Source organism: Stenotrophomonas sp. STEN147, assembly GCF_056757995.1.
Genome location: NZ_JBRRCG010000001.1, coordinates 498,378 through 522,315, shown reverse-complemented (window position 1 = coordinate 522,315; position 23,938 = coordinate 498,378). Strand labels below are relative to the sequence as shown.

At 66.6% G+C, this 23,938-nt stretch carries 23 protein-coding genes and 1 tRNA gene; 10 read left to right on the top strand and 14 right to left on the bottom strand.

Translation table 11 applies throughout. The features are described 5' to 3' along the window. Positions 1 to 25: 25 nt before the first annotated feature. Positions 26 to 940: a homoserine kinase gene (locus ACVOKU_RS02365; RefSeq protein WP_481558959.1), complete on the bottom strand. Its 915-nt coding sequence runs from the start codon at positions 938 to 940 to the stop codon at positions 26 to 28. Next, entirely contained in the window at positions 937 to 3,441 is a 2,505-nt protein-coding gene (gene thrA / locus ACVOKU_RS02360) for a bifunctional aspartate kinase/homoserine dehydrogenase I (RefSeq protein ID WP_481558958.1), read from the bottom strand. Before thrA ends, ACVOKU_RS02365 begins: the two co-directional genes overlap by 4 nt. Before the next feature lie 27 nt (positions 3,442 to 3,468). On the opposite strand from thrA, the gene ACVOKU_RS02355 reads away from it, so the two are divergent. Then, positions 3,469 to 3,789, top strand: a complete 321-nt coding sequence (locus tag ACVOKU_RS02355; protein ID WP_481558957.1) for a hypothetical protein — start codon at positions 3,469 to 3,471, stop codon at positions 3,787 to 3,789. A gap of 8 nt (positions 3,790 to 3,797) precedes the next feature. Here ACVOKU_RS02355 and ACVOKU_RS02350 read toward each other — a convergent pair whose 3' ends face one another. Further along, positions 3,798 to 4,748: a DMT family transporter gene (locus ACVOKU_RS02350; protein ID WP_481558956.1), complete on the bottom strand. Its 951-nt coding sequence runs from the start codon at positions 4,746 to 4,748 to the stop codon at positions 3,798 to 3,800. A 126-nt stretch (positions 4,749 to 4,874) separates the two neighbouring features. After that, positions 4,875 to 5,570, bottom strand: coding sequence for a helix-turn-helix transcriptional regulator (locus tag ACVOKU_RS02345; protein WP_262101317.1), 696 nt, complete (start codon positions 5,568 to 5,570; stop codon positions 4,875 to 4,877). 80 nt (positions 5,571 to 5,650) lie between these two features. Here ACVOKU_RS02345 and ACVOKU_RS02340 point away from each other — a divergent pair, with 80 nt between their 5' ends. Next, the gene (locus ACVOKU_RS02340; protein WP_481558955.1) at positions 5,651 to 6,424 is read left to right on the top strand and encodes a DUF6491 family protein; all 774 of its coding nucleotides are present in this window, start codon (positions 5,651 to 5,653) and stop codon (positions 6,422 to 6,424) included. Here the strand turns inward: ACVOKU_RS02340 and ACVOKU_RS02335 are convergent. From ACVOKU_RS02335 to ACVOKU_RS02310, 6 genes are all read right to left on the bottom strand, one after another. Then, positions 6,421 to 7,473 (bottom strand): linear amide C-N hydrolase, encoded by a 1,053-nt coding sequence (locus tag ACVOKU_RS02335; protein WP_053516740.1) that lies wholly within the window; start codon positions 7,471 to 7,473, stop codon positions 6,421 to 6,423. The genes ACVOKU_RS02340 and ACVOKU_RS02335 overlap by 4 nt on opposite strands. Positions 7,474 to 7,556: 83 nt before the next feature. Continuing rightward, the gene (locus ACVOKU_RS02330) at positions 7,557 to 7,985 is read right to left on the bottom strand and encodes a BLUF domain-containing protein (RefSeq protein WP_053516741.1); all 429 of its coding nucleotides are present in this window, start codon (positions 7,983 to 7,985) and stop codon (positions 7,557 to 7,559) included. A gap of 89 nt (positions 7,986 to 8,074) precedes the next feature. Next, complete coding sequence (locus ACVOKU_RS02325) at positions 8,075 to 9,202, bottom strand: hybrid sensor histidine kinase/response regulator (protein ID WP_481558954.1); 1,128 nt, start codon at positions 9,200 to 9,202, stop codon at positions 8,075 to 8,077. Next, a complete protein-coding gene (locus ACVOKU_RS02320; protein WP_053516743.1) occupies positions 9,199 to 9,774 on the bottom strand; it encodes a chemotaxis protein CheB in 576 nt (191 codons plus the stop codon). The genes ACVOKU_RS02325 and ACVOKU_RS02320 overlap by 4 nt, the downstream gene beginning before the upstream one ends. Further along, positions 9,774 to 10,598 carry a CheR family methyltransferase gene (locus ACVOKU_RS02315; protein WP_065175572.1) on the bottom strand — a complete coding sequence of 275 codons (825 nt, stop codon included), beginning with the start codon at positions 10,596 to 10,598 and terminating at the stop codon, positions 9,774 to 9,776. Before ACVOKU_RS02315 ends, ACVOKU_RS02320 begins: the two co-directional genes overlap by 1 nt. Further along, positions 10,595 to 13,696: a response regulator gene (locus tag ACVOKU_RS02310; RefSeq protein ID WP_481558953.1), complete on the bottom strand. Its 3,102-nt coding sequence runs from the start codon at positions 13,694 to 13,696 to the stop codon at positions 10,595 to 10,597. Before ACVOKU_RS02310 ends, ACVOKU_RS02315 begins: the two co-directional genes overlap by 4 nt. Before the next feature lie 152 nt (positions 13,697 to 13,848). On the opposite strand from ACVOKU_RS02310, the gene ACVOKU_RS02305 reads away from it, so the two are divergent. Both ACVOKU_RS02305 and ACVOKU_RS02300 read left to right on the top strand, forming a co-directional pair. Beyond that, complete coding sequence (locus ACVOKU_RS02305) at positions 13,849 to 15,003, top strand: two-component system sensor histidine kinase NtrB (protein ID WP_481558952.1); 1,155 nt, start codon at positions 13,849 to 13,851, stop codon at positions 15,001 to 15,003. Continuing rightward, positions 15,000 to 15,359 carry a response regulator gene (locus ACVOKU_RS02300; RefSeq protein ID WP_053516753.1) on the top strand — a complete coding sequence of 120 codons (360 nt, stop codon included), beginning with the start codon at positions 15,000 to 15,002 and terminating at the stop codon, positions 15,357 to 15,359. Before ACVOKU_RS02305 ends, ACVOKU_RS02300 begins: the two co-directional genes overlap by 4 nt. Positions 15,360 to 15,374: 15 nt before the next feature. Here the strand turns inward: ACVOKU_RS02300 and ACVOKU_RS02295 are convergent, their stop codons facing one another. Together ACVOKU_RS02295 and ACVOKU_RS02290 are read right to left on the bottom strand one after the other, a co-directional pair. After that, entirely contained in the window at positions 15,375 to 15,509 is a 135-nt protein-coding gene (locus tag ACVOKU_RS02295; protein ID WP_481558951.1) for a hypothetical protein, read from the bottom strand. Between the two features lie 808 nt (positions 15,510 to 16,317). After that, positions 16,318 to 16,394: transfer RNA gene (locus tag ACVOKU_RS02290), tRNA-Arg, on the bottom strand. Positions 16,395 to 16,503: 109 nt separating this feature from the next. Between ACVOKU_RS02290 and ACVOKU_RS02285 the strand changes: the two genes are divergently transcribed. From ACVOKU_RS02285 to ACVOKU_RS02260, 6 genes are all read left to right on the top strand, one after another. After that, on the top strand, positions 16,504 to 17,091 hold the full coding sequence (locus ACVOKU_RS02285; protein WP_481558950.1) for a phosphatase PAP2 family protein: 588 nt from the start codon (positions 16,504 to 16,506) through the stop codon (positions 17,089 to 17,091). A 118-nt stretch (positions 17,092 to 17,209) separates the two neighbouring features. Then, complete coding sequence (locus ACVOKU_RS02280; RefSeq protein WP_312552854.1) at positions 17,210 to 17,509, top strand: hypothetical protein; 300 nt, start codon at positions 17,210 to 17,212, stop codon at positions 17,507 to 17,509. A gap of 89 nt (positions 17,510 to 17,598) precedes the next feature. Next, positions 17,599 to 18,708: a polysaccharide biosynthesis/export family protein gene (locus tag ACVOKU_RS02275; protein WP_481558949.1), complete on the top strand. Its 1,110-nt coding sequence runs from the start codon at positions 17,599 to 17,601 to the stop codon at positions 18,706 to 18,708. Between the two features lie 10 nt (positions 18,709 to 18,718). Continuing rightward, positions 18,719 to 19,408, top strand: a complete 690-nt coding sequence (locus ACVOKU_RS02270) for a YjbF family lipoprotein (RefSeq protein ID WP_481558948.1) — start codon at positions 18,719 to 18,721, stop codon at positions 19,406 to 19,408. After that, positions 19,405 to 20,178, top strand: coding sequence for a capsule biosynthesis GfcC family protein (locus tag ACVOKU_RS02265; protein WP_481558947.1), 774 nt, complete (start codon positions 19,405 to 19,407; stop codon positions 20,176 to 20,178). Before ACVOKU_RS02270 ends, ACVOKU_RS02265 begins: the two co-directional genes overlap by 4 nt. Continuing rightward, positions 20,178 to 22,319: a YjbH domain-containing protein gene (locus ACVOKU_RS02260; RefSeq protein WP_481558946.1), complete on the top strand. Its 2,142-nt coding sequence runs from the start codon at positions 20,178 to 20,180 to the stop codon at positions 22,317 to 22,319. Before ACVOKU_RS02265 ends, ACVOKU_RS02260 begins: the two co-directional genes overlap by 1 nt. A gap of 45 nt (positions 22,320 to 22,364) precedes the next feature. Here ACVOKU_RS02260 and ACVOKU_RS02255 read toward each other — a convergent pair whose 3' ends face one another. Beyond that, positions 22,365 to 23,312 (bottom strand): KpsF/GutQ family sugar-phosphate isomerase, encoded by a 948-nt coding sequence (locus ACVOKU_RS02255; RefSeq protein ID WP_481558945.1) that lies wholly within the window; start codon positions 23,310 to 23,312, stop codon positions 22,365 to 22,367. Positions 23,313 to 23,385: 73 nt separating this feature from the next. Next, positions 23,386 to 23,937 carry a KdsC family phosphatase gene (locus ACVOKU_RS02250; protein ID WP_481558944.1) on the bottom strand — a complete coding sequence of 184 codons (552 nt, stop codon included), beginning with the start codon at positions 23,935 to 23,937 and terminating at the stop codon, positions 23,386 to 23,388. Between the last annotated feature and the right edge of the window lies 1 nt (position 23,938).

Genomic DNA, 23,938 nt, shown 5'->3' with positions numbered 1-23,938 from the left:
TCGGCATCCAGTGAGAGGAAAGAAGTCAGCACAGTCGTGCTCCCGCCGCGTCCAGCGGCGAGACCCACGCGTCACTGTCGAAGCCCGCAGCCGCGAATGCCGCCCGAACCTGCCCTGCGGCAGCCTGCGCCTGCACCGCATCCTCGAACCAGGCGAACACGCTGGGGCCGGCACCGGAAATGCCCGCGCCCATTGCGCCCGCCGACAGCGCGGCGTCACGCGCTGCCTCGAATCCCGCGATCAGGCCGGCGCGGCGTGGCTCGATCAGCACATCGCGCAAGCCGGCGCGCACCAGCGTGGCATCGCCGCGATGGCAGCCGCTCAGGACCAGGGCCAGATTCGCGCTCTGGGCGACAAACTCGCGCAGCGCATAACTGCCCTGCAGCGCCTGCCGTGCCCTGCGCGTTTCCAGCACCGCATGCGGATGCACCAGCAGGCTGTGCCAGCACGCAGGCACCGGTACCGGCACCACCCTGTCGGCGGTGCACAGCGCCAGCCCGCCTGCCAGCAAGGGACCGACGTTGTCGCCATGGCGACCGCCGCTGGCCACCGCTTCGCCGTCGAGCGCGTGTGGATACAGAGCGACGCGTGGCAGCGGCGCATCCAGCAGCGCGTTGGCTGCAACCAGTGCCGCGACGCAGGATGCCGCTGAGCCACCCATGCCGGAGCCGAACGGAATGCCCTTGTCGATCTCCAGCTCGAACCCGTAGCCCAGGCCCAGGCCCTCGCGCAGTGACAGCAGTGCCGCGCCAGCCGTGTTGCCCGCTGCCTCCAGTGGAAGCTCGACCGCACTGCCACGGATCGCCGCGATACGCACCACGGGCTCATCAATGCGGCGCACGCTGACCGTGTCGCCGATACCGGCGATGGCATGGCCCAGAATGTCGAACCCCACGGCCACATTGGCCACCGATGCCGGCGCGAATGCACGTGCGATCACAGGCGCGCCCCTTCACCGGCCGCCACCCGCAGCAGGTCGGCAAACACGCCTGCAGCCGTGACCTCCGGTCCCGCGCCGGGTCCCTGCACCACCAGCGGATTCTCACAGTAGCGGCGGGTACGGAACTGCACCACGTTGTCGGTCAGGCGCAGGTTGGCGAACGCGTGTGCCGCCGGCAGCTCGTGCAGACCCACCGACGCGCCGTCCGCGTCAAGCCTGGCCACATAGCGCAGCACTGCGCCGCGCGCGCGCGCGTCCTGCAGGCGTTGCTGCAGTGATGCATCAGACTCGCCCAGGCGGGCCATGAAGTCCTCGACGCTGCCTTCGCGAAGCAGCGCCGGCACCAGGCTTTCCACCTGCACCTGTTCAAGACTGAGTGCGTGGCCGGCCTCGCGCGCCAGGATCACCAGCTTGCGCGCGACATCCACGCCCGACAAGTCATCGCGGGGATCCGGCTCGGTGTAGCCCATCGAACGCGCCTGCGCCACCAGCGAGGAGAACGGCTGGCTGCCGTCGAAGCGGTTGAACAGCCAGGCCAGCGTGCCCGAGAAAATGCCTTCGATGGCCAGCACCTCGTCGCCGGTATCGACCAGGTCGCGCAGCGTGGTGATCACCGGCAGGCCGGCGCCCACCGTCGCCTCATAGCGGAAGCGCGCGCCGCTGGCCGCCGCCGCCGCACGGATCCGCTGGTAGCGCGACAGCGGGCCGGCGCCTGCCTGTTTGTTCGGGGTGACCACATGGATGCCCGCGGCCAGCCAATCGGCATAGCGCTCGGCCACCTCGCTGCTGCCACTGCAGTCGATCACCACCGCATGCGGCAGGTGCGCGGCCAGCAGATGCTCGGTGAAGCGGTCCAGATCGCTGGCCTCACCGCCCGCCTGCAGCGCCTGCCGCCAGTCGGCATGCAGACCATCGGCCTCCAGCCGCATCCGCGAACGCGATGCCAGTGCACGCAGGCGCAGATCGACATTGGCCTTGGCCAGCAGCTGCGGGCGCGCCGCCAGCAACTGATCCAGCAGCGCGGCACCGACGTTGCCCGGCCCGATCACGCCTACTGCGAACGTCTGCGGCGACAACCAGAAACCGGCGTGGGCGGCGCGCAGCGCGCGCGTCGCGTCAGCGCTGTCCACGGCCACCGAGATGTTGCGCTCGGAGGAACCCTGGGCGATCGCCAGGATGTTCACCTGCGCCCGACCGAGCGCCTCGAACAGGCGCGCAGCCACACCGGGCTGGCCCGCCATGCCATCGCCCACCGCCGCCAGCACGCTGACCCCTTCGTGGACCTGCACGCGCTGCACCTGGCCAACCGACAGTTCATGGGCAAAGGCCTGCAGCAACGCTCCGCGGCCACGGCCCGCTTCGGCAGCCCGCACCACGCAGCAGATCGAGTGCTCCGAAGAACCCTGCGAGATCATCACCACCGACACCTGCGCCTGGCGCAACGCTGCGAATACGCGCTCGGCGGTGCCGGGCACGCCAATCAGGCCGGTCCCCTCGAGATTCAGCAGGGCCAGGTCGGGACTCAGCGTGAGCCCCTTCACCGGTCCGCGCGGCGAGCGCTCGGCGCTGATGCGCGTACCCGGATGGGCCGGCTGGAACGTGTTGCGGATGAAGATCGGCAGCCCCAGCCGGATCGCCGGCGACATCGTCTGCGGGTGCACCACTTTCGCGCCGAAGTACGCCAGCTCGCAGGCTTCGTCGTAGCTCAGCGACTCCAGCTGCACCGCCTCCGGCACCAGTCGCGGGTCGGCCGACAGCACACCATCGACATCGGTCCAGATGTGCAGCTCGTCGGCATTGAACAGCGCGGCGAAAATCGCGCCGGAGTAGTCACTGCCATTGCGGCCGAGGGTGGTGATGCGGTCGTTGCGGTCCCGGGCGACGAACCCGGTGGCGACCACGCGCGACTGCGGGTGCTGCAGGCGCCATTTCGCCAGACGGTCGGCGCTGGCTTCCCAGTCCACATCCACGCCCAGCTCGCCGTGGCCGACCACGAGCACGTCGCGTGCATCAAGGACGGCGCAGTCCTCGCCACATGCGCGCAGGTACGTCCCCAGCAGCTGCGCGGAGAACACCTCGCCCAGGCCCTGCACGCGGTCGAGCACTTCACGCGGCAGCTCCCCGATCACGGTCAGCGCGGCCAGCACTTCGGACAGCTGCGCGAAACGCGCGTCGATCCACTCCACGGTGTCGCCCACCTGTTCGCCGAGCAGGGCCACCGCGGCCCCACGATGGCGGGCACGCAACGCATGCCAGGCCTCGCGCCACCCCTCGTCTCCCTGCGCCGCCAGCTGGGCCAGTTCAATCAACGCATCGGTGACGCCCTTCATGGCCGAGACAACGGTGACCTGCTGAGATTCGGGACGGGCCCGCAGCAGGCCGCCGACATGGCGGTAGCGCTCGGCGTCAGCCACCGAAGTGCCGCCGAACTTGTGCACGACCGTGGACGGCGCGGCCAGCTCGGCCGGGGCAACAGAAGGGGGGAGAACGTGGGAAGACATGCAGACCTCGGCAGGAGGCCCCGTCGCATGCAGGTGTCGAGTTTCCCCGCCACCTGGATGGTGCGGGGCCGTGGTTTTCGGGAGTTACACGAAGACGACGGGCCGCACCAGGGCAGTGGTGACGGTGGTGGTGGTAATGGTGGTGATGGCGACCGGTGCAGTCGGACGGCCCGCGGTAGCGGGTGCAATCAGGCTGGCGGTGGCGGCATCAAGGACCATGGCGGACAGAAAACACTGTTCGCCCCGCTGCTGTCAAGTGCTGCAGCGCAAAAACTCCTTGCGCCGATCATCTGTCAACGTGCCGTCATTTGGTTGCAATTGAGACAAAGCGGCGATCGTCGACATTGAGAACGCCTTCAGCCGGCATGTTCGGCGATCGCGCGTGGCGCGCGGTGGGCGTGCGCGCACAGCATCACCCCTGCCACCAGGAACACGATCGCCAATGCCTCCAGCACGGTCGGCCAGCGCTGCTGCCAGGCAAATGCGTACAGCAGCGCGAACAGGGTTTCGAACACGATCATCTGCCCGGTCAAAGTCAGCGGCAGCAGACGGCTGGCCCGGTTCCAGAATGCGTTGCCCACGATCGACGCCACGACCGCAACACCTGCGCTGATGGCCCAGAATGCGCCCCATTGTGCGGCCGTGTGGCTGCCGGCAGACCCGGCGAAGGCCAGCGGTACCAGCAGCAGGGACAGCCCGCCGGTGGTGACACCCGTCAGCAACGACCAGTCATGGCTGGTCAGATCCGGACGCCGCGCCAGCCAGCGGCTGTTGCCGATCGAGTACAGCGCCCACGAGAACAGTGCGCCAAAGGCACACAGCAGGCCGATCAGGCGCTGCCGCCAGGGCGTCGCCAGGTGTTCGGACATCAGCGCCTCCCACCCCACCAGGGCCACGCCAAGCATGCACAGCGCCAGGGCCGGCAACAGCTGCTTCAGGGGCACCGCCCCCTTCTCGCGCACGCCCACCAGGGTCACCACGACCGGGATGAGGCCGACGATCAGCGAGGCCGCAGCGCCACCGGCCCACTGCACGGCCGTGGCCAGCAGCAGGAAGTACACCAGGTTGCCCGCCAGGCTCAGCCACAGCAGGCCGTACCATTCTGCGCGCCCCAGCCTCGGTGCCAGCCGCCTCCAGCGCGGCAGCAGCAGGATCACGGCGATGAGGCCATAGACCAGATAACGGCCGGCAGACAGCTGCAGGGCGTTGAACGTGTGCAGCACGGCAGGCGCCAGGAACACCACGCCCCACAGCGCGCCCGCGGCTACGCCATTGGCGATGCCCAGGACCATCGGATTGTTGCGCATTGCGGATTCTTCGGGGGAGAAGAGGCCGCGCAGTGTAGCCGCCCACCGGACGACCTCTCTTGACCCAGGCTATTGCTGTCCCGGCAGGGCCGGACGCACTCGGCTGCGTTCCCGCAGCGCCATGGATCAGAGGCCGCCCCGCCGCCAGGCCGCAGGGGTAACGCCGCTTTCCCGGCGCAGCGCGCGGGTCAATGCGCTCTGTTCGGAATACCCTGCGGCCAGCGCGATCTCGCTGATCGGCAGCGCACTGGTCCGCAGCTGGTGCTTGGCCCAGCGCAGGCGGCAGGCACTGACCCAGGCCTGCGGACTCAAGCCGAATTCGCGCTGGAACAACGCATGCAGCCGGCTTTCGCTGACGCCGACGAATGCCGCCATGCGCGCGACCGGCCAGGGCTGCCCCGGGTCGGCCTGTACCGCCGTGCACAGCCCCTGCATGCGCGCGCCACTGCCTGCCGGTGCAAACACCCTCAGCAAGGCGGGCAGCAGCAACGGCAGCGGCTGCCCCTGCCGCACCTCGGCCAGCCCCTGGCGCAGGGCCAGCGGCAGATGCAGCCACCGCTGCCTGCACAGGTGCTCCTGCGTGTCGTCGTCCAGAACATCCGGACCGCAATCAACGATCACGAAACCGTTCGGACCCTCCGCCATCTGGTCATGCGCCTCGCCGGCGGCCACGAATGCGCCCTGCAGAAGGTCCAGCCGGCCGCCCCGCCCTTCCAGCTCGAACTGCAGCTCGCCCTGCAGTGGCAGCACCCATTGCGCGTAGTCGTGGCGATCCAGGCCAGTGGCCTGGCCATAGTGCCGGAGGTGGAAAATGGCGCCCATTCGGCAAGTCTGCGCGCCTGGCACCGGCGGTGCAATTGACTGCTATAGTCGGGCCGTCTATCCAGCAAGGAGTGCAGGTCATGGCATATCGACAGGTTTCCCTGGCTCTGGCCGCGAGCATCGGCCTGTCCCTTTCCGTCACCGCCAGCGGGCAGGAACGCCGGGCGCCGGCACCGCACTGCCTCGACGCCGTGGGCGTGCAGGAGGTGGAGCAGGCCTCGCCGCGCTCGATCGCCGTCCGTGCCGCGTCCGGCCAGGCCTACCGGATCGACTTCAGCGAAGACTGCCCGAACGTGCGTGCCGCCACCTCCCTGAAGCTGGAAGCGCCGGCAGGCTGGGCCTGCGGCCGCCCCAGCGAACGCGTGGTGGTGGACGGGCACAGCTGCGCGGTCAGCGCGGTCAGTCCAGTGCAGAACCGCGACTACGCCACTGTCGCCCGTGACAGTGACCGCCTGAGCACCGCGACCCTGCCTGCCGTGACCATCAGCCAGCGGCGCGAGCAGCGCCGCAGCTTCGGCGGATCGGCCTCCTACTGTTTCGCAACCCGCAACGTCCGTGCCTGGTCCTCCGACCAGCAGGGGCTGCTGGTGGAGACCAATCCACACCGCAATGGCGGCCACCGCTACTACCGCGTCGAACTGGGCGGCAGTTGCCGCCAGCTGGACCGCGCGCCACAGGTCAGCTTCCAGTCCGGGCTGCAGAACGGCCTGATCTGCGGCAATCCCGGCGATCGCATCCTCAGTGCCGAGTTCGAGCCCGGCGACGAGCGTGGCCTGGGGCCGCTGCCGCTGTACACCCGCGGCAGCTGCCAGATCCAGGCGGTCTACCCGGCCGCGACCCAGGCGTCGAACTAGCTCCCAACACCGAGGAAGGTGAACGGTGCGCTGGGAACGAAATGCTCCAGCGCATCGCCGGAGAAGGTGTTGCGCTGGTCCTTGCCCAGGTCCAGCTTGAGCACCTTGCCACCGAAGTCGATCCTGTTGAGGTCCACCCAGAACGTATTCGGCGTCATCGCGGACTCGAAGAAGTACAGGCGTCGCTTGTGGTCGGCCACGGTGCGCCAACGCGTGGACGAGATGTTGGGCTCGCCCGGCGTGGTGATTCCGTACGGCACCGAGACATTGCGGATCACACTGAACACACTGGCCAGTGCCACCACGGGGTCTTCCGCCTTGGGAATCGCATTGATGTAGAACGACGCGCGTGCAAAACGGTCGGCCGATCGGTTGGTGCCCGGCAGCATCACCGTGCCGCCGATCTGCTGCCAGTAGCTGTTGAGCGCAAGCTGATGCTCGAAGATGGGCGAATTCGTCATCACCTGGTAGCGGCGATCATGATGGATGACCTGGCGGCCACCGATGTATTCCACGATCGCGCTGTCGCCGCTGGCATCGGACAGAGAGAGATGCAGGGTCGCCTGCCGGTCCTCGCCGGGCACCTTGTCGGTGACGATGGAGTACGGCTCCCGCTGCAGCGCCGCCACGGCCTCTGCAACTGTCGCGAAATTATCCAGCACGTACTGCGCCCACAATGAAATGGCCAGGCCGGGCTTGCTGCCGCGCTGCTGCGGATACTCCGATTCCACCAGCCATAGCAGATTGGCGACCAGCCCCTTCTCGTTCATGCCATCGGTGGTCGACACGTCGTAGCCGGTGGCCACCACGCTGCCGTACCGTGCAGTCCAGGCCAACGACTTCGGCCCGGCCTCGCCGGTCCGTGCAATTCCGCGCGGCAACACGTACAGGTTGGTCGCCACATCGACCTTCCAGTCCATCGACCGCGCCGTGATCACATCGCCGTTGTCACCCAGATAGACCGCACGTGTGCAGGCCAAGGCAGGCATTGCAGCGCCTGCCAGGGCCGCCACCAGCAGCGCGGCCCCTGTGTGCTTCATCCGTACCATGTTGCCCCCGTCCATGCCCTGGAGATCCAATCTCAGCGCATGCTGGGTGAGACAGCGGTGAAGCCCGGCGCCCTTGCCGCGACTCAGCCGGCGTGGAGCGCCGGCTGCACGATGTCGGCGAGCAGGTCCACCGCCGTCGGCGCCGCGCGGTCGCCCTGCAGCGCACGGCTGAATCCGGCCCAGTCGCCCACCGTGAGTCCATGCAGCATGGACGCCTCCACCTGCAGGACACGCATCGCCCAATAGGGAAACTGGCGCTGGCCAAGCCTGCTGCGCGCCAGCTCGACGATGTCGACATGGCTGCCGGCCTGCAGGATGCGCTCATACACCGAATCAATGCCATCCGGCGGCCCTTCGATGTACTGCAGGAAGCGCCCGCCATCATGCAGCAGCACCCCGGTCACGCCAGCCAGCTTGTTGAAACGGGCGGCGTCGTCCACCAGCGCCTGCAGGCGATCTGCGGAAAGATCCGGCAGCGCCTGGCTGACGTAGGCGATGGCTCGCAATGGCATAGCGCTTCCCTGGCAAGATGTGCAGCCACGGTAGCAGTTGCGGATGAGCCCGTCATAAGCGCGCGCCCCGCTTGCTGAAGAATTCAGGTTCAGGCCATATCCGGCCCACCGCACAGCCGTGGCAGTGCCGCCTCCAGCACGACCTGCCCTGCGTCGTTGCGCGCGGTCAATCGACCGCCGTGAGCGCGCACGAACTGATCGACGATGTACAGCCCCAGGCCGAGGCCCTTGCTCTGGTGGAAGCTGGCCTTGAAGGGCTCGAACAGCCGCGGCAGCAGCGCCGCGTCGATGTGGCCGGCATTGCTGACCCGCAACACCACCCGCTGCGGCTCACGACCGTCCAGTTCGACATGCGCTTCGCCGGCATGCGTCAGTGCGTTGCCGATCAGGTTCGATGCGACCTGTCCCAACCGGTCCATGTCGCCCTGCAGGACGGTATCGCCCTGCGCCTGGAAGCGGATCCGCTCGAGTCCGTGGGCACTGCCCGCCTCCGCAATGACCGCGCGGGCCAGGGCGTCGAGGTCGCAGGTCGTGGTCTGCAATCGCAGGCCGCCGCTGCGGATGCGCGAGAAGTCCAGCAGCTGCTCGACCATCCGTGCCATGCGCAGCGTGCTTGCTTCCAGGTGCTGCAATGTCTGCTGTGCAGCGGAATTGCCCGCAGGCAGTTCCAGGCTGAGCTTGTCCGCGCAGAGCAGGATGGCTGACAGCGGCGTCCGCAGGTCGTGGGTAAGCACCGCGGCCATGGTCTCGTTCAACTTCAGCGCGCGCTCCAGGGCTTCGTTGCGCACCTTCAGCAGCTGCCGCTGCTGGTACAGCTCGATGAACACATTGACCTTTCCGAGGATCACCTGCGGCGCCACCGGCTTGTGCAGGAAGTCCACCGCGCCGGTTTCGTATCCCTTGAACGCGCGCACCGGATCATCCGGCGACGCGGTGAGGAAGATGATCGGCACGTCGCGGCTGCGCATCGAGCCCCGCATCAGTTCCGCCAGCGTGAAGCCGTCGATCTCGGGCATGTGCACATCCAGCAGCGCCAGCGCCACCTCGTGCTCGAGCAGCAGTTCGAGCGCCTGGGCGCCGGAGCTGGCCAGCAGCAGGTTGACGCCCTCGCGCTGCAGCAGTGCCTGCATCGCCACCAGGTTCTGTGCAACGTCATCGACGATCAACAGGTTGACCGGGGCCTGGGCCTGCGCAGGGTCCGGTGGCAACAGGTTCATGAAAACAACTCCTTCAAGCGGCGACACATCAGTTCAAGGGGCAGCACCGCATCGGCGCCGGCATGCTGCAGGGCCGAGGCCGGCATCATCGAGGCTTCGGCCTCTTCGGGGCATTGCAGCCAGGCGCGACCTCCCGCCTCGCGCACTGCCGCCACGCCCTCGGAGCCATCACTGCTGGCGCCGGTCAGCAGCAGTGCCAGCACGCGCGGACCAAACACCGCCGCGGCCGATTCAAACAGGGGGTCGATGGCCGGACGCGAATACAGCACAGGCGGATCGATCGACAGGGCAACCGAGGACCGGTCTTCCACCAGCAGGTGATAGTCCGGCGGCGCAAAGGTCACCGTGCCGCGCTCTATCGGCTGCTTGTCCTCCGCCTCGCGCACCGGCACCGCGCAATGCGGTGCCAGCACCTCGACGATGCGGCTGTTGCGGTCACGGGGCACATGCAGAACCACCAGCACCGGCACCGACAGGCCCGCCGGCAGCGCCTGCACGATGGCCTGCAGGGCAGCGACCCCGCCAGCGGATGCACCGACCACCATCACTTCCGGCAGACCGGCGTCATTCATCAGGCGACCTTCCGGTACAGCCGATGTTCGCGCGAACACACGTCGAACGCGTCGTGATGGCAACCGAACTGCAGCGACTCCTTGCTGCCCAGGCCGAGGAAGCCACGATGCACGAGCGCTTCCCGGAACAGGCCCACGGCCCGGTCCTGCAGGTCCCGGTTGAAATAGATCAGTACATTCCGGCACGACACCAGGTGCACCTCGGAGAACACCGTGTCCGTCGCCAGGCTGTGGTCGGCGAACATGATGTTGCGTCGCAGGTGACGGTCGAACACGGCCCCGTCATACGCCGTCGAATAGTAGTCCGACAGCGACGCCCTGCCCCCCGCCGCCAGATAATTGCGGCTGAACTGCGCCAGGCGGTCGATCGGGTAGGCGCCGGCCTCGGCGGTCACCAGGGCGCCGGGATTGATATCGGTGGCATAGACGATGCTGCGCTCCAGCAGCCCTTCTTCGTGCAGCAGCACCGCCAACGACCACACCTCCTCGCCCGTGCTGCAGCCCGCCACCCACAGCTTCACCGAAGGATAGGTGCGCAGTACCGGCACCACCTGCTCGCGCAGGGTGCGGAAGTATGCCGGGTCGCGGAACATTTCCGAGACCTGCACGGTGAAGAACTGCATCGCCTGCGTGAACAGCTCCGGCTCATGGAGCAGGCGATGCTGCAGGTCCGACAGCTTCTCGCACTCGTAGCGCTGCATGGCCTGGCGCATGCGCCGTCGCAGCGACGACACCGCGTAGCTGCGGAAGTCGTAGTGGTAGCGCTGATAGATCGCCTCCAGCAGCACCTTCAGCTCCAGGTCGAACAAGGCCTGCTCGTTCATTGACGCGAGCACCACACCCGGCACAGCGAGACCAGCTTGTCGACATCGATCGGCTTGGCGATGTAGTCGTTGGCGCCGGCCTGCAGGCAACGCTCGCGGTCATCGGGCATGGCCTTTGCGGTCAACGCGATGATCGGGAGATCCTGCAGGTGGCGCTGCGCACGGATCTCGCGCATCGCCGTCAGACCATCCTTCTCCGGCATCATGATGTCCATCAGCACCAGGTCCACCTCGCGCTGCGCCAGCCGATCGACCGCCTCCTGGCCGTTGCGCGCGATCTCCAGGTTGACACCCAGCGGCTCGAGCACGCTCGACAGCGCGAAGATGTTGCGCACATCGTCCTCGGCCAGCAGTACGGTGCGCCCATCAAGGATGGTGTCGCGCCGGCGCGCCTCGCGCAGCAGGCGCTGCTGATCGGTGGGCAGGCTCGCTTCCACGCTGTGCAGGAACAGGGTGACCTCGTCCAGCAGGCGCTCGGGAGAGCGCGCACCCTTGATGATGATGCTCTTGGAATAACGGCGCAGCCGCTGCTCTTCCTCGCGGCTGAGCGCACGTCCGGTGTAGACGATCACCGGCGGGAAGCCGACGTCATCATTGCCGGCCATGTGTTCAAGCAGGTCGTAACCGCTGCCGTCCGGCAGGGAAAGATCCATCACCATGCAGTCAAACGTGACATTGCTGAGCTGCTCCAGCGCTGCGGCCAGTGTGCCGACGGCGACGATCTGCAGTTGATCACGCCCCAGCAACAGCTCCAGGTTGTGCCTCAGTTCGCTGTCATCCTCGACGATCAGCAGGCGCCTGACATCGCGTTGGCTGGTCTGCTCGAGCTGCTCGATGGCCGCCGCCAACCGTTCGCGCGTGGTCGGCTTGATCGCATAGCCGATCGCGCCCAGCTCACGGGCTACCTGGCTGCGGTCCATCGCCGAGACCACGTGCACGGGGATGTGCCGCGTGTCCGGGTTGCGCTTCAGACGCTCCAGCACGCTCAGACCGGAGACGTCAGGCAGGCCGATATCGAGCAGGATGCCGTTCGGCCGCAGCTCCGCAGCCAGCGCCAGCGCCTCCTCCGCCGTGCCGGCAACCACGCAGTCGAAGTCCAGTTCATGCGCCAGCACCACCAGCGCTTCGGCGAATGCCACGTCGTCCTCTACCGCCAGGATCAGGCGTCCCATGCGCTGGCGCCGGCCGCGATCATCTGGAACGTGTGTGGCAGCTGCGGGTGGGGGCACAGGCGCAGTCGGCGCCATCTGTGCAATCGCCGGACGCGCTGTCGGGGTGGCCACGCGCGCGGGCTCCGCGCCCGGCTCCGGCGCGGACACGGGCGCCCCCTGCAGCGGAAGCTCCAGCACGAAGCAGCTGCCACGCCCCGGTTCGCTGTCCACCTGGATTTCGCCGCCCATGCGGGCAGCCAGGTCGCGCGAGATCGACAGGCCCAACCCGGTGCCGCCATAGCGCCGGCGGGTGCTGCCATCAGCCTGGCGGAAAGCCTCGAAGATCACCTGCAGCTGCTCGCGCGCGATGCCGATGCCCGTATCACAGACCTCGAATCGGATGCGGCCACTGCCGCCGGGACGCACGTGCAGGCTGACCTTGCCGTGCTCGGTGAACTTCAGTGCATTGGCCAGAAGGTTCTTCAGAATCTGCTGCAGGCGCTGGCTGTCCACCACCAGCTGACCCGGCGCCAGCGCATCGGCGCTGATCTCCAGGGCCAGGCCCTTCTGCCGCGCGATCGGATCGAAGGTCTCGCGCAGCCGCTGCAGCGCGCTGTCGACCGCGACCACTTCATCGCTCAGTTCGACATGCCCGGCTTCGATGCGCGACAGGTCGAGGATGTCATTGATCAGTGCCAGCAGATCGTTGTTCGACGACAGGATTGCCCGTGCGTACTTCACCTGCTCTTCGGTGAGCGTACCGTCCTTGTTGTCGGCCAGCAGCTTGGCCAGGATCAACGAGCTGTTCAGCGGCGTACGCAGCTCGTGCGACATGTTGGCCAGGAACTCGGACTTGTAGCGCGACGTCGCCGCCAGCTCGTTGCTGTTGCGCACCAGCTGGCTCTGCGCAACCAGCAGGGCCTGCTTCTGCGCCTCCAGCTCGTGCGTGCGCTCCTCAAGCTGTACGTTGCTCTGCTCCAGTTCGGCCTGCTGCTGCTCCAGATGGGTCTGCGACTGCAGCAGGCTGCGGCTCTGCTCTTCCAGCTCCTCGTTGGCCACGCGCAGTTCTTCCTGCTGGGCCTGCAGCTCCTCTCCCTGGCGCTGCGACTCCTCCAGCAGCACGACCAGCTGCGCGCGCAGCAGCGACGCCCGCAGGGCCATGCCGATGGTGTCGCCACAGCGCTCCAGCAGTTCGCGGTCCAGATCACGCTGTTCGCCGACGCTGGATCGACCCAGCTCGACGATGCCGACCACGGCACCGTCACTGGTGATCGGTGCAAGGATCCGCTCACGCACCGGGACCCGCCCGAGGCTGCTCTGGAGTTCAAGTACCGAGGCCTCATCGCCCTGCAGGTGGCGGGTGCGCAAGTCGCGCGCGACCTGTCCGGCCAGCCCCTCCTGCAGCGCCAGCGACGCCGGCATGCCGGTCGGTAACGCCAGTCCGCCCGTCAGTTGCAGGCGGCCGCCCTCAAGCCGGTACACGGCGCCGACATCGGCCTGCAGCTGCGAGGCCAGGCTGGTCGCCGCCGCCTCGGCGATCTGCTCCGGCCCCAGGTCTCCCCGCAGGCTCATGGCCACGGCGTTCTCCGCCTCCTGCAGCCACAGGGCGCGCATGGCCTGCCGGCGCGCCTGGATGGCGCGGGACACGATCAGCGCGATCATCAGGAAGGCCGCACCGCCGATGGTGCGGTTCACCAGCGAGAACGCCGAATTCGTGCTTGCCGGGGCGATGTGATAGCCCACCATCAGCAGCGCGCAGGCCAGCACCGCGACCACGAACGGTGCGCGTGCACTCCGCTGGAACACCGTCACGCCAACGGCCAGGAAGTAGGCCAGCCACACCGCATAACCCAGAGGCACGACAAGTTCCAGTGCGATGGTTGCGGCCAGCAATGCGGCGGCAGTCATCCATATCCAGCGGTCGCGCGAGGTTGCACCGGGACGCATACGGGGCGATTCCAGAAGGCAAAGAAGTGCGTGATGGTACCCCGTGTCGTATTCAGCCGCATACGACCAATGGCACGGGCAATCCCTGCACACATCCTTCACACTGCAGTGCCTAGCTTTCCGGCCCTCACAGGGGTAATGCTCATTTCCACGTGGACGCACCCGCTTCTACGAGGTCCGCTCTGACGGACACTTCCCAACAGCTGCGCCTGCTGATAGACAGCGTGCGGGACCATGCGCTGTATCTGCTCGATCCCGAGGGCATCGTCTGCAGCTGGAACCCCGGGGCCGAACGCATCAAGGGGTATGCAGCCGACGAAGTCATCGGGACCCACTTCGGACGCTTCTACCTGCCAGCAGACCGCGACGCCGGCGAGCCGCAGCGGCTGCTCCGGCTGGCCGCGCAGCAGGGTCATTGCTCCGCCGAAGGCTGGCGCGTCCGTCGCGACGGCGCCTCGTTCCGCGCCAGCATCGTGATCGAGCCGGTGCTGGAGAACGGCGAACTGCTCGGCTACGTCAAGATTACCCGCGACATCACCGAACAATGGCAGGCGCAGCGCCTGCTGCGTGACGCACAGCGTGCACTCCGGCAGACCCAGCAGTTCGAGACGGTCGGCCGGTTGAGTCGTGGGCTCTCGCATGAATTCAATAATCTGTTGACCACCATCGGCAACGCACTGGATCTGCTGGCGCTGCGCGTGGGCAGTGATCCGCGGGCCCACGAACTGCTATCCACTGCACAGACGGCGACCGACCGCGGCGCATTGTTGACCCGCCAGTTGCTTGCGTTCAGCACAGGGCAGACCCTGATCCGTGAACCGGTGGACGTCAACGCACTGATCGGCGAATCCCTGCCGGGCCTGCGGCGCGCGCATGCCTCGGGTACACTGCTCGGGACGGAACTGGCTCACGATCTGCCACCGGTCTGCACCGACGCGCTGCAGCTGCAGACCGCCCTGGCGAACCTGGTCGCGAACGCTGTCGAAGCCACGGCCGATGGCGGCCATGTGCTGATCGCCACCGCACTGGAGCATCGCCTCGATCCGGATGGAGAGGCTGGCCAGCAACGCCGATACGTGACGGTGAGCGTGCGTGACCAGGGGCGTGGCATGCCCGTCGATGTGGCGGAACGCGCGACAGAGCCTTTCTTCACCACCAAGGACATCGGCAAAGGCAGCGGACTGGGCCTGAGCCAGGTGTTCGGATTCACCACCCAGAGCGGCGGCTTCGTCGATGTCTCCACCACGCCAGGCATCGGCACCACAGTCAGCCTGCTGTTACCCGCACTAGAGGAACCCGCTCCATGACCGATGACCCGATCCGCGTGCTGATGGTGGAGGACCAGACCGACCTGCGCGAAATGATAGGCCTGGCCCTGCGCGATTTCGGCATCGACGTGGCGACCACGGCCGACGGTCATGAAGCAGTGGCGCTGCTGCGCGGCGATACCCGCTTCGACGTGGTGTTCAGCGACGTCAGCATGCCCAATGGCATGTCCGGCATTGAACTGAGCGAGCACGTCGCGCGCGACCAGCCGCACGCCCGCATGATCCTCTCCTCCGGCTATGCGCGCTCGCAGTTGCCGCCCCTGCCCGAACAGGTCGAATTCCTGCCCAAACCCTACCGACTGCGGCAACTGGTGGAGCTGCTCAGGCAGGACTGAGCCTCGCCAAGTGCCTCAGGGGAGTTTTTCCCTGTCCGCACGCCTGCTGCGGCCCCTGCGCCGACGGTGAACCCGGCTGCAGATTTCAAGAATTGCGAGCACGCAGGCGAACACCGCGGCCACTTTGCCAATGGCGATCAGCAGGTGCATGGCGACTCCCGTCTGGACCAAAGGCGTGCAGGTGGCCGGGCACCCGTCCCGGCAATGGGGGCCACTGTAGGCCCGGCAAACCCATGCGGCCCGCAGACTGCTATGCGTTTCCGGCAAGAATTCCCCGCGGACTCAGTCATCCAGAGAGTCGGCCTCGCCCAGTTTCCGGCTGATCCGCGATCTTCGCCAGCCGCCGTGGGAGCGGAAGTAACCGGTGTCCCCGCTGACGGCATAGCGCAACGCTGCCCACGCGGCAGCGACCAGGGAGGCCTGCCAGCCCCGTGCCTTGCGAAAGGCGTACTGGAAACGCCCCATCAGCCGGCCGCCGGGGGGATGATCGGGAAGGCGGGGCGAGGCGCGCTTGCAGCGAAGACGGCATGGCGCACCCTGCAGCACAGGGGGACGGCGCCCGGACCGACGCCAACGGACGTCACGGCATTGCGATTCATTCGGATCCTGCTGGTCATGGGGGAAGCGCTGCGCACGGCAGAGCAACGCCTGCCACGAGTCCCCCTGCCGACCCGTCACGCTGGAGTGAAAACTGGGCGCTCAGCAGTTAGGCTTGCGTGAAAACGACATGCCTACCTGACTGGACGTTCAGGCTGGGCGCTCGTTGCCCTTGCTCGGCCATGGCGAGCAGCGGGATCGACGTCCGCGCTATCGACCCACGCCGATGACCGACGGGAGGAAGCCGGCAGGATAATGAATGGGGTGCGGCCATGAATCAGCCGCGCCAGACGGATCGCAGCAGCCCCTGAAGGAATGAAGAGTGGCGCACCGGGCCGATCAACTGAAGCCCATTGATTCATGGTGACCCCGGCCCGATTCGAACGGGCGACCTTCCCCTTAGGAGGGGGACGCTCTATCCAGCTGAGCTACGGGGCCTTGCGCAAGCGCTAAAGCATACCGCGTCCAGCTGAATGGACCAAGCCACCGCCGATGGCCGCGCCGTCGGCGGAAGGTATGCTGGTCGCCCCACATCAGTCCCACCTGGATGTTCGAGTTCTGGCTTTTCCTCTCTAATCTGGGCGACAGCCGCTGGCTGTTGCCCATGGCCACCGTGCTGCTGGCATTGCCGCGAAGCGAGGCGCGCTTCAAGCGAAGGTGGGCGCTGGCGATCGCTGCCACCGCCGGGCTGACCTTGGCCTCCAAGCTCGCGTTCATGGGCTGGGGGTTGGGCATTCAGCACCTGGACTTCACCGGCATTTCCGGGCACGCCGCCATGTCCAGCGTGGTGTACCCGGTGGTCGGCGTACTCCTGGCAGTCGCGTTCAGGAGCAGGGCTCACTTTCCCGCTGCGGCCGGCGTCGGCCTGGCGGTGGCGATCGGCGCTTCACGCCTGCCCCTTCACGCCCACAGCCTTTCCGAGGTGCTGGCCGGCCTGGCGCTTGGCCTGGCCAGCAGCGCGTGGGTGCTGCGTTGCGGCCTCCCTACGGAGCGCATACCGACGTGGGCGATGGGTGCTGCCGTGATGGCCGGACTGGCGCTGCCCCTTGCCGTTCCGGAGCTTCACACTCACCGGTTCGTCATTGCCCTCGCCAAGCTGCTTTCCGGTCGCACCGCGGTCTTCGAGCACTTCTGAGCGACCATCAGCCAGATGAATCCGGGGGCCAGAGAACCGCCAGTTTCCTTGACAGGCCTCAATGTGGCTGGGACTATAGCCTTGGAAAATTTCCCTCACGGAGTAGGAGACCCCGTAGATGAAGAAGATGATTGCCGTTCTGGCCCTCCTGGGTCTGTCCTCCCCGCTGTTCGCTCAGGATGCTCCGGCCTCCACTGACGGCAGCAACGAAGTGGCCACCACCGAAAACGCCAGCGCTGCCGCCTCCGGCACCCTGAACACCGCTGCCTCGATCGGCCTCGGCGTCGCCGCGGCTGCGGTGATCTACAGTGTCGCTGCTGACAGCAGCAGCGATGACGCAGGCAACGACAACGGCGGCGGCACCACCAACCCGCCGGGCGGCACCACCGGTTCGACCGGCACTACCGGCACCCGCTGATAGGAACGCCGCTGTAGTACCCACGCCCTCGCCGGGCGGCAGTTCGGCGAGGGCTTTTTCATGCCCGCTCGGGCCAGGAATGATTAACGATGGACTGCAAGCGTCTCGTCGCCACCATGGCGTTCGCCTTCACCCTGTCTGGCTGTGTGTGGGCCCCTGGCCAGCACATGCGTTCGAGTTCACTGGTGCGCGACAGCCAACAGGTTGGAAATGATCAGATTGAACTGATTCCGATCACGCCCAAGTTGATCGCGATGGATCGCGCGACCCAGGTCGCTCCCGGCCTCCCTGCCACGTTGGCCCAGTACCAGCCCGGCCCTTACCAGATCGGCGCGGGCGACATTCTTTACATCACGGTCTGGGACCATCCCGAGTTGACCGTACCGGCAGGCCCGCAGCAGCAGCTCAGCGCAGCAGGCCGCCTGGTGAACTCCGACGGCACCCTGTTCTATCCGTACATCGGCAAGGTCACCGCTGCCGGCAAGACCCCCGCGCAGCTGCGCGAGGAAATCACCAGCAGGCTGGCCCGCTACATCGAAGCGCCGCAGGTTGATGTTTCCATCCTGACCTATGCCAGCCAGCGCGTCTGGGTCACGGGCGCCTCGCGCCAACCGGCCACCGTTCCGCTGACCGTCACCCCGCTGACCCTGGGCGATGCGATCAGCCAGGCGGGGCTGGACCCGACCCAGGCGGATCTGTCCGGTGTGCGCCTCACCCGCGAAGGCACCACCTATACACTTGACCTTGACCGGCTGGGTCGCAACGGTGGCGGCGACACCAACGTGTTCCTCAAGGCCGGCGACCATCTGTACGTGCCCTATCTCGACCGCAAGGAAGTCTTCGTTGTAGGCGAAGTGAACCAACCGGGCGCCATGAATTTCAAGACCGGCGAGATCTCGCTGAGCCAGGCGCTGGGCCGCGCCCGTGGCCTGCTGCAGACCACCTCCAACGGCAACGCCGTCTACGTGATTCGTGGCTCGAACGATCTGCAGGAGCGGCCGTCGCAGGTGTTCCATCTGGAAGCGAAGTCACCGACCGCCTTCGCAGTGGCCAGCCAGTTCAATCTGCAGCCGGGCGACGTCGTGTTCGTCGGCGCCGCCGGCGTGACCCGCTGGAGCCGCTTCGTGAACCAGCTGCTGCCGTTCACTGCCATCATCAGCAACGCAGCCAGCGCTCGCAACGATCTGGACAACAACTGACGAGGTCGGCATGAGCAGCAACGCTCGGGCGACGCTCGTCCTCCAGAGTCTTCGTGCAGGCGTGTTGGCCGTGCTGACCGTCGCCGCAGCAACGGGCTGCGGCGTGGTGAGCCGCAGCAGTGTCAAGGCTGTCCAACTCGCCATCCAGGGCAAGCCCGATGTCGAGCCCACGGCAGAGGACGTTGCACGCAACCGCTATCCGCAGATCAAGGTCAATGGCCCGGCCGGCGGCGCCGTGCTCGTCCTGGGCGGCTTGGATGGCGGCCGCCAGGCGTGGTACAGCAACGAGCGCAGCATCGTGTTCCTGCGCAACGGCCTGGTTGAAGCAACCCATGGTGGCTCACCCGAACTGCAGAGCATGCGCATTTCGGGTCCAGATCCATTCGTCGATCTGCGCAGGGCGCGCGACGGCGACACCGTGCAGCGGCTCTATGACGTCATGCCCGGCTACCAGTTCGGCCAGCACGTCACCGGAACGCTGCATCCGCTGGGCCAGGAAAAGGTCGAAATTCTGGGACGCACGCGTGAGTTGCTGCACGTCCGCGAGCGGTTGAGTGGCCAGGGCTGGAAGCAGGACAACCATTACTGGGTCGATCCTTCCAACGGATTCATCTGGAAGAGCGTGCAGGCCATCGCACCGGGCACCCGCCTGGAAATCATCCAGCTCAAACCCTATTCGCCGGATCTGCAGCCCCGATGAAGCAGCGATTGATCGGCCTGACGCTTGGCCTGACACTTGCCAACTCCGCCCTGGCGGCCCCCCCGATTTCCGTGGATGTCTCCGGCCACGTCCGCGCGCCAGGCGTGCACAGTCTGGCCTCCGGCGCGCGCATCAGCGCTGCTGCACTGGCTGCGGCCCCGGACGAGCAAGCCTACATGCTTGGCGCGGCCCTGCTGCGCACCGATGCCGTGGTGCCGCAAACACGCTTGAAGGCAGGGCTGCTGTTCGACCTGCAGACGCTTGCGGCCCTGCAGGATGACACCGACGTCGCGGAGGCTGCCGATCGCATGGCGCGTGAGTTCAGCGACCTGCCCGTCACTGGTCGCGAAGTGCAGCTTCTCGAACCGCGCTCGCTGGAGGCCGCCCGCAGACAGGACCGACCGGCCCGCGCAGGCGATCGGCTGATCTATCCCTCGCGACCGCAGACGGTCACCGTCACCGGCGCCGTAGCGCAACCCTGCGCGATACCACACGTTGCGATGCAGGATGCCCGGATCTATCGCAGCCGATGCGCGTTGCTGCCGGCAGCCAGCCCTGACGATCTGTATGTGATCCAGCCCGACGGCCGCGCCGCGAAGATCGGCGTCGCCCTGTGGAACCGCAGTGCGCCCGTGGCGCTCGCGCCCGGTGCGGTGATCTACGTCCCCATCGCGGGATCGGCCGTGCGCTCGATCGCCCCCGATATCAACGACGAAGCCGCCCGCTTCCTCGCCACCCAGGTGCTGGACGCGCCGGGAGTTTCAAATTGATGTCCCGTAATCGAATGCCGCTGGCGAGCGCCGCTGTGGCTCTTCTGAGCCTGAGCATCAGCGCTGCCCTGCATGCCCAGGAAGGCCCCACCCCCACCGCCAGCGACTGGGGCGGCGTCGGCCTTTTGCAGACGCCAAGTGCGCGCATGAGCGATGAGGGCGAACTCAGCCTCACTGCCAGCCATACGTCGCCTTACAGCCGGTACACGGTCGTGATGCAGCCATTGCCTTGGGTGGAGGGTGCGTTCCGCTACATTTCGGTCGCCAATCGACGTTATGGTTCTGAAGGCCTCAGTGGCGACCAGAACTACAAGGACAAGTCCATCGATCTCAAGCTGCGGCTGTGGCAGGAAGGTCGCTGGCTCCCGGAAGTCTCCGTCGGTGCGCGCGATCTCGGTGGCACCGGGCTGTTTTCCAGCGAGTACCTCGTCGCCAACAAGCGATTCGGACCGGTGGATGCCAGCCTTGGCGTGGCCACCGGCTACATCGGCAACCGTGGCGACATCGCCAATCCGCTCGGCGCCATCGACGACCGCTTCAAGGAACGCCCCGGCGTCAACACCCCTGGTGATTTCAACACCAGCGCCATGTTCCGCGGCCGTCTCGGCATATTTGGTGGCATCAGCTACCAGACGCCATGGGACCGCCTGCAGCTGAAGCTCGAGTACGACGGTAACGACTATCGCAACGAGCCCCAGCGCAACAACCAGAAACAGTCATCGCCCATCAACCTCGGCGCGGTGTTCACGGTCAACAACAACGTGCTGCTGCATCTGGGCTGGGAGCGTGGCAACACGGCCATGGTGGGCATCACGCTGCGCTCGAACCTGGCCCAGGCCACGCCCATGACAAAGCTCCTGGACCCACCGCCAGTACCCCGCGGTGCTACGGTGAGCCAGGCAACGGGTGTGGAAGAAGCCCAAGCGGCCACCGCCACCACGGATTGGCCAGCCATCGCGCGCGAACTGGAGGACAATGCCGGCCTGCGAGTGAAGCGCATCGATCGCAGTGGGCAGGAGCTGATCGTCAGTGCCGAACAGCGCCGTTTCATCTATCCCGCGCAGGGCATTGGACGCGCTGCGCGTATCCTCGACGGGCACGCTTCGCCGGATGTCAGCTGGTGGACGCTGCGTAATGTGCGCCTCGGTCTGCCTGTCGTCGAGACCAGCCTCGAACGCAAGACGTTCAACGATTACCTGGACGACCGCACCGACCTGGCCGCGGTCAGCCGCCATGTCGAAATGACCGTTCCTTATGCCCGGCGGTCGGAAACGCTGTACGAAGCGCCACTGAAGCGCTTCGACGGCGCGTTCAATGTCGGCTACCGGCAGTCCGTCGGCGGCCCGGATGGCTTCATCCTGTTCCAGGTTGCGGCGATGTATGGCGCGACGTTCCGCTTCAACGACAACCTGTGGTTGAGCGGCACCGCCAGCTACAACGCGTACAACAACTACGACAAGTTCAAGTACGACGCACCCAGCAGGCTGCCTCGGGTACGCACCTACGTGCGCCAGTACCTGACAACCTCCGACTTCACCCTGCCCAACCTGCAGTTGACTGGCACCAAACAGCTGGGCCGCGACCTGTACGGCATGGCTTATGCCGGCCTGCTGGAATACATGTACGGCGGCGTCGGCGGCGAGATCCTCTATCGGCCGATGGACGAGCGCTGGGCGCTGGGTGCTGAACTGAACTGGGTCAGGCAGCGGGATTTCAACCAGCGCTTCAGCTTCCGCGACTACAGCGTCACCACCGGTCATGCCACGCTCTACTACCTGTGGGGCGACCAGCGCCGCATCATCAGCGCGGTCAGCGCAGGCCGATACCTGGCCAAGGACTGGGGTGCGACCGTGTCAGTAGCCCGCATGTTCGACAATGGCGTGACGATGGGTGCCTACGCCACCAAGACCGACGTTTCATCGCGGGACTTCGGTGAGGGCAGCTTCGACAAGGGCATCTACTTCTCGGTGCCTTTCGATTTCATGCTGCCTCGGTCGACGCGCGCACGCGCCGATTTCATGTGGAACCCACTGTATCGCGATGGTGGTGCCCGCCTGTCGCATTCCCACAGCCTGTACCAGCTGACATCGGAACGCGATTCTGAGTTCTTCTACCGGAACTTCGACGCCATCGCGAAATAATGCCGACAAAGCAAGAAGGCGCCCCGCAAGGGCGCCTTCCTCGTTCTACTTCTTGAAAACTCCGACCAGTACGTCTCCGTCAAAGACCAGCAGCGACGAGATCCTGCGCCGCTCCATCAATACCAGCGCATCCTCGACCCGTGTACCCACGCTGACCTGCGCCGGCGAGGCCGTCATCAGCTCGGCCGCAGACTTGTCGAACACCTCGCGACCATGACGCTCGAGCGCCCGGCGAACATCACCATCGGTGATGATCGCGTAGCTCGCGCCGGCCCGTACGATCGCCAAGCCCAGACTGGACCGGGTGATGGCCTGGAGGACATCCATCATCGATGCGGCTGCGTCCACTACCGGCAGGCCGCCGGCGATCATCTCATGCTCGACACGCGACAGCAGGCGCCTACCCAGCGAGCCTCCCGGATGGAAGCGCGCGAAGTTCTCCGGCTGGAAGCCTCGCGCCTCCATCAGCGCAACCGCCAGCGCGTCCCCCATCGCCAGCGTCGCCGTAGTCGATGCGGTGGGCGCCAACGCAAGAGGACACGCTTCCTGCGCTACACCCGCGTCCAGGTGGCAATCGGCAGCCTGCGCCAGCGTCGATGTCGCCCGACCGGTGATTGCCACCAGGAAGTTGCCGTTGTCCTTGAGGAACGGCAGCAGCTTCACCACTTCTTCGGTTTCACCGGAGTAGGAAATCGCAACGAACACATCGGTGGCTGTCACCATGCCCAGGTCGCCGTGGAAAGCCTCACCTGGATGCATGAAGAAGCTGGGCGTTCCCGTACTGGCCAGCGTGGCGGCGATCTTGCGCCCGATGATTCCCGACTTGCCCATGCCGCAGATGATGACCCGGCCCTGAGAACCCAGCACCTGCTCGACCGCCTGGGTGAACTGCCCATCCAGCCTGCTGGCGAGCGCGGCGACAGCCGATGCCTCGATCTGCAGGACACGCTTGGCCGATGCGATGTGATCGGCGACTGATACCACGGAAGACATACCTTGTTTCCTTCTGATGATAATTCGCGGCGAACCTCGCTGCGCCGCGCTTACCCGCGCAACCTTGCGCCGGCTACTGCACCGCTCCAGCGGCGCTCCATCCTGCTATGAGCGGCGCGTAGGCTGCCTGCAGATCCACGCCGCCCTCGGCAAGGACACGCTCGGCCACTTCCCGCCCCACGCCGCGGCCGCCTCGAGCATCCGTGACCACGTCGGCGGCGGCCAACACCAGAGGATGCGCGTCGGAAGGCGCATAGAAGCGCCCCACCCTGCCGGCCAACGGCAGGTCTACGACATCATCCCCGACATAGGCGATCTCGGTTTCGCAGACACCCACGTCACCACAGATGGCAGCCAGCGCGTCGAGCTTCTCCAGCCGGCCCGTCACAGCCACATCCATGCCCAGCTGCCGGATCCGGAAATCCAGGGACGGGCTGGCCTTGCCTGACAGCACGCCACAACGGATGCCATGCACGCGCAGCAATGCGACCGCCAGACCATCGCGGACATTGAAGGTCTTGAACTGCTCGCCCTTGCCATCGATGTGCAGGCCGCCATCGGTCAATACACCATCCACATCGAACAGGACCAGCTTGATCGGTCCCTGGTACCTCGCCGATGCCATG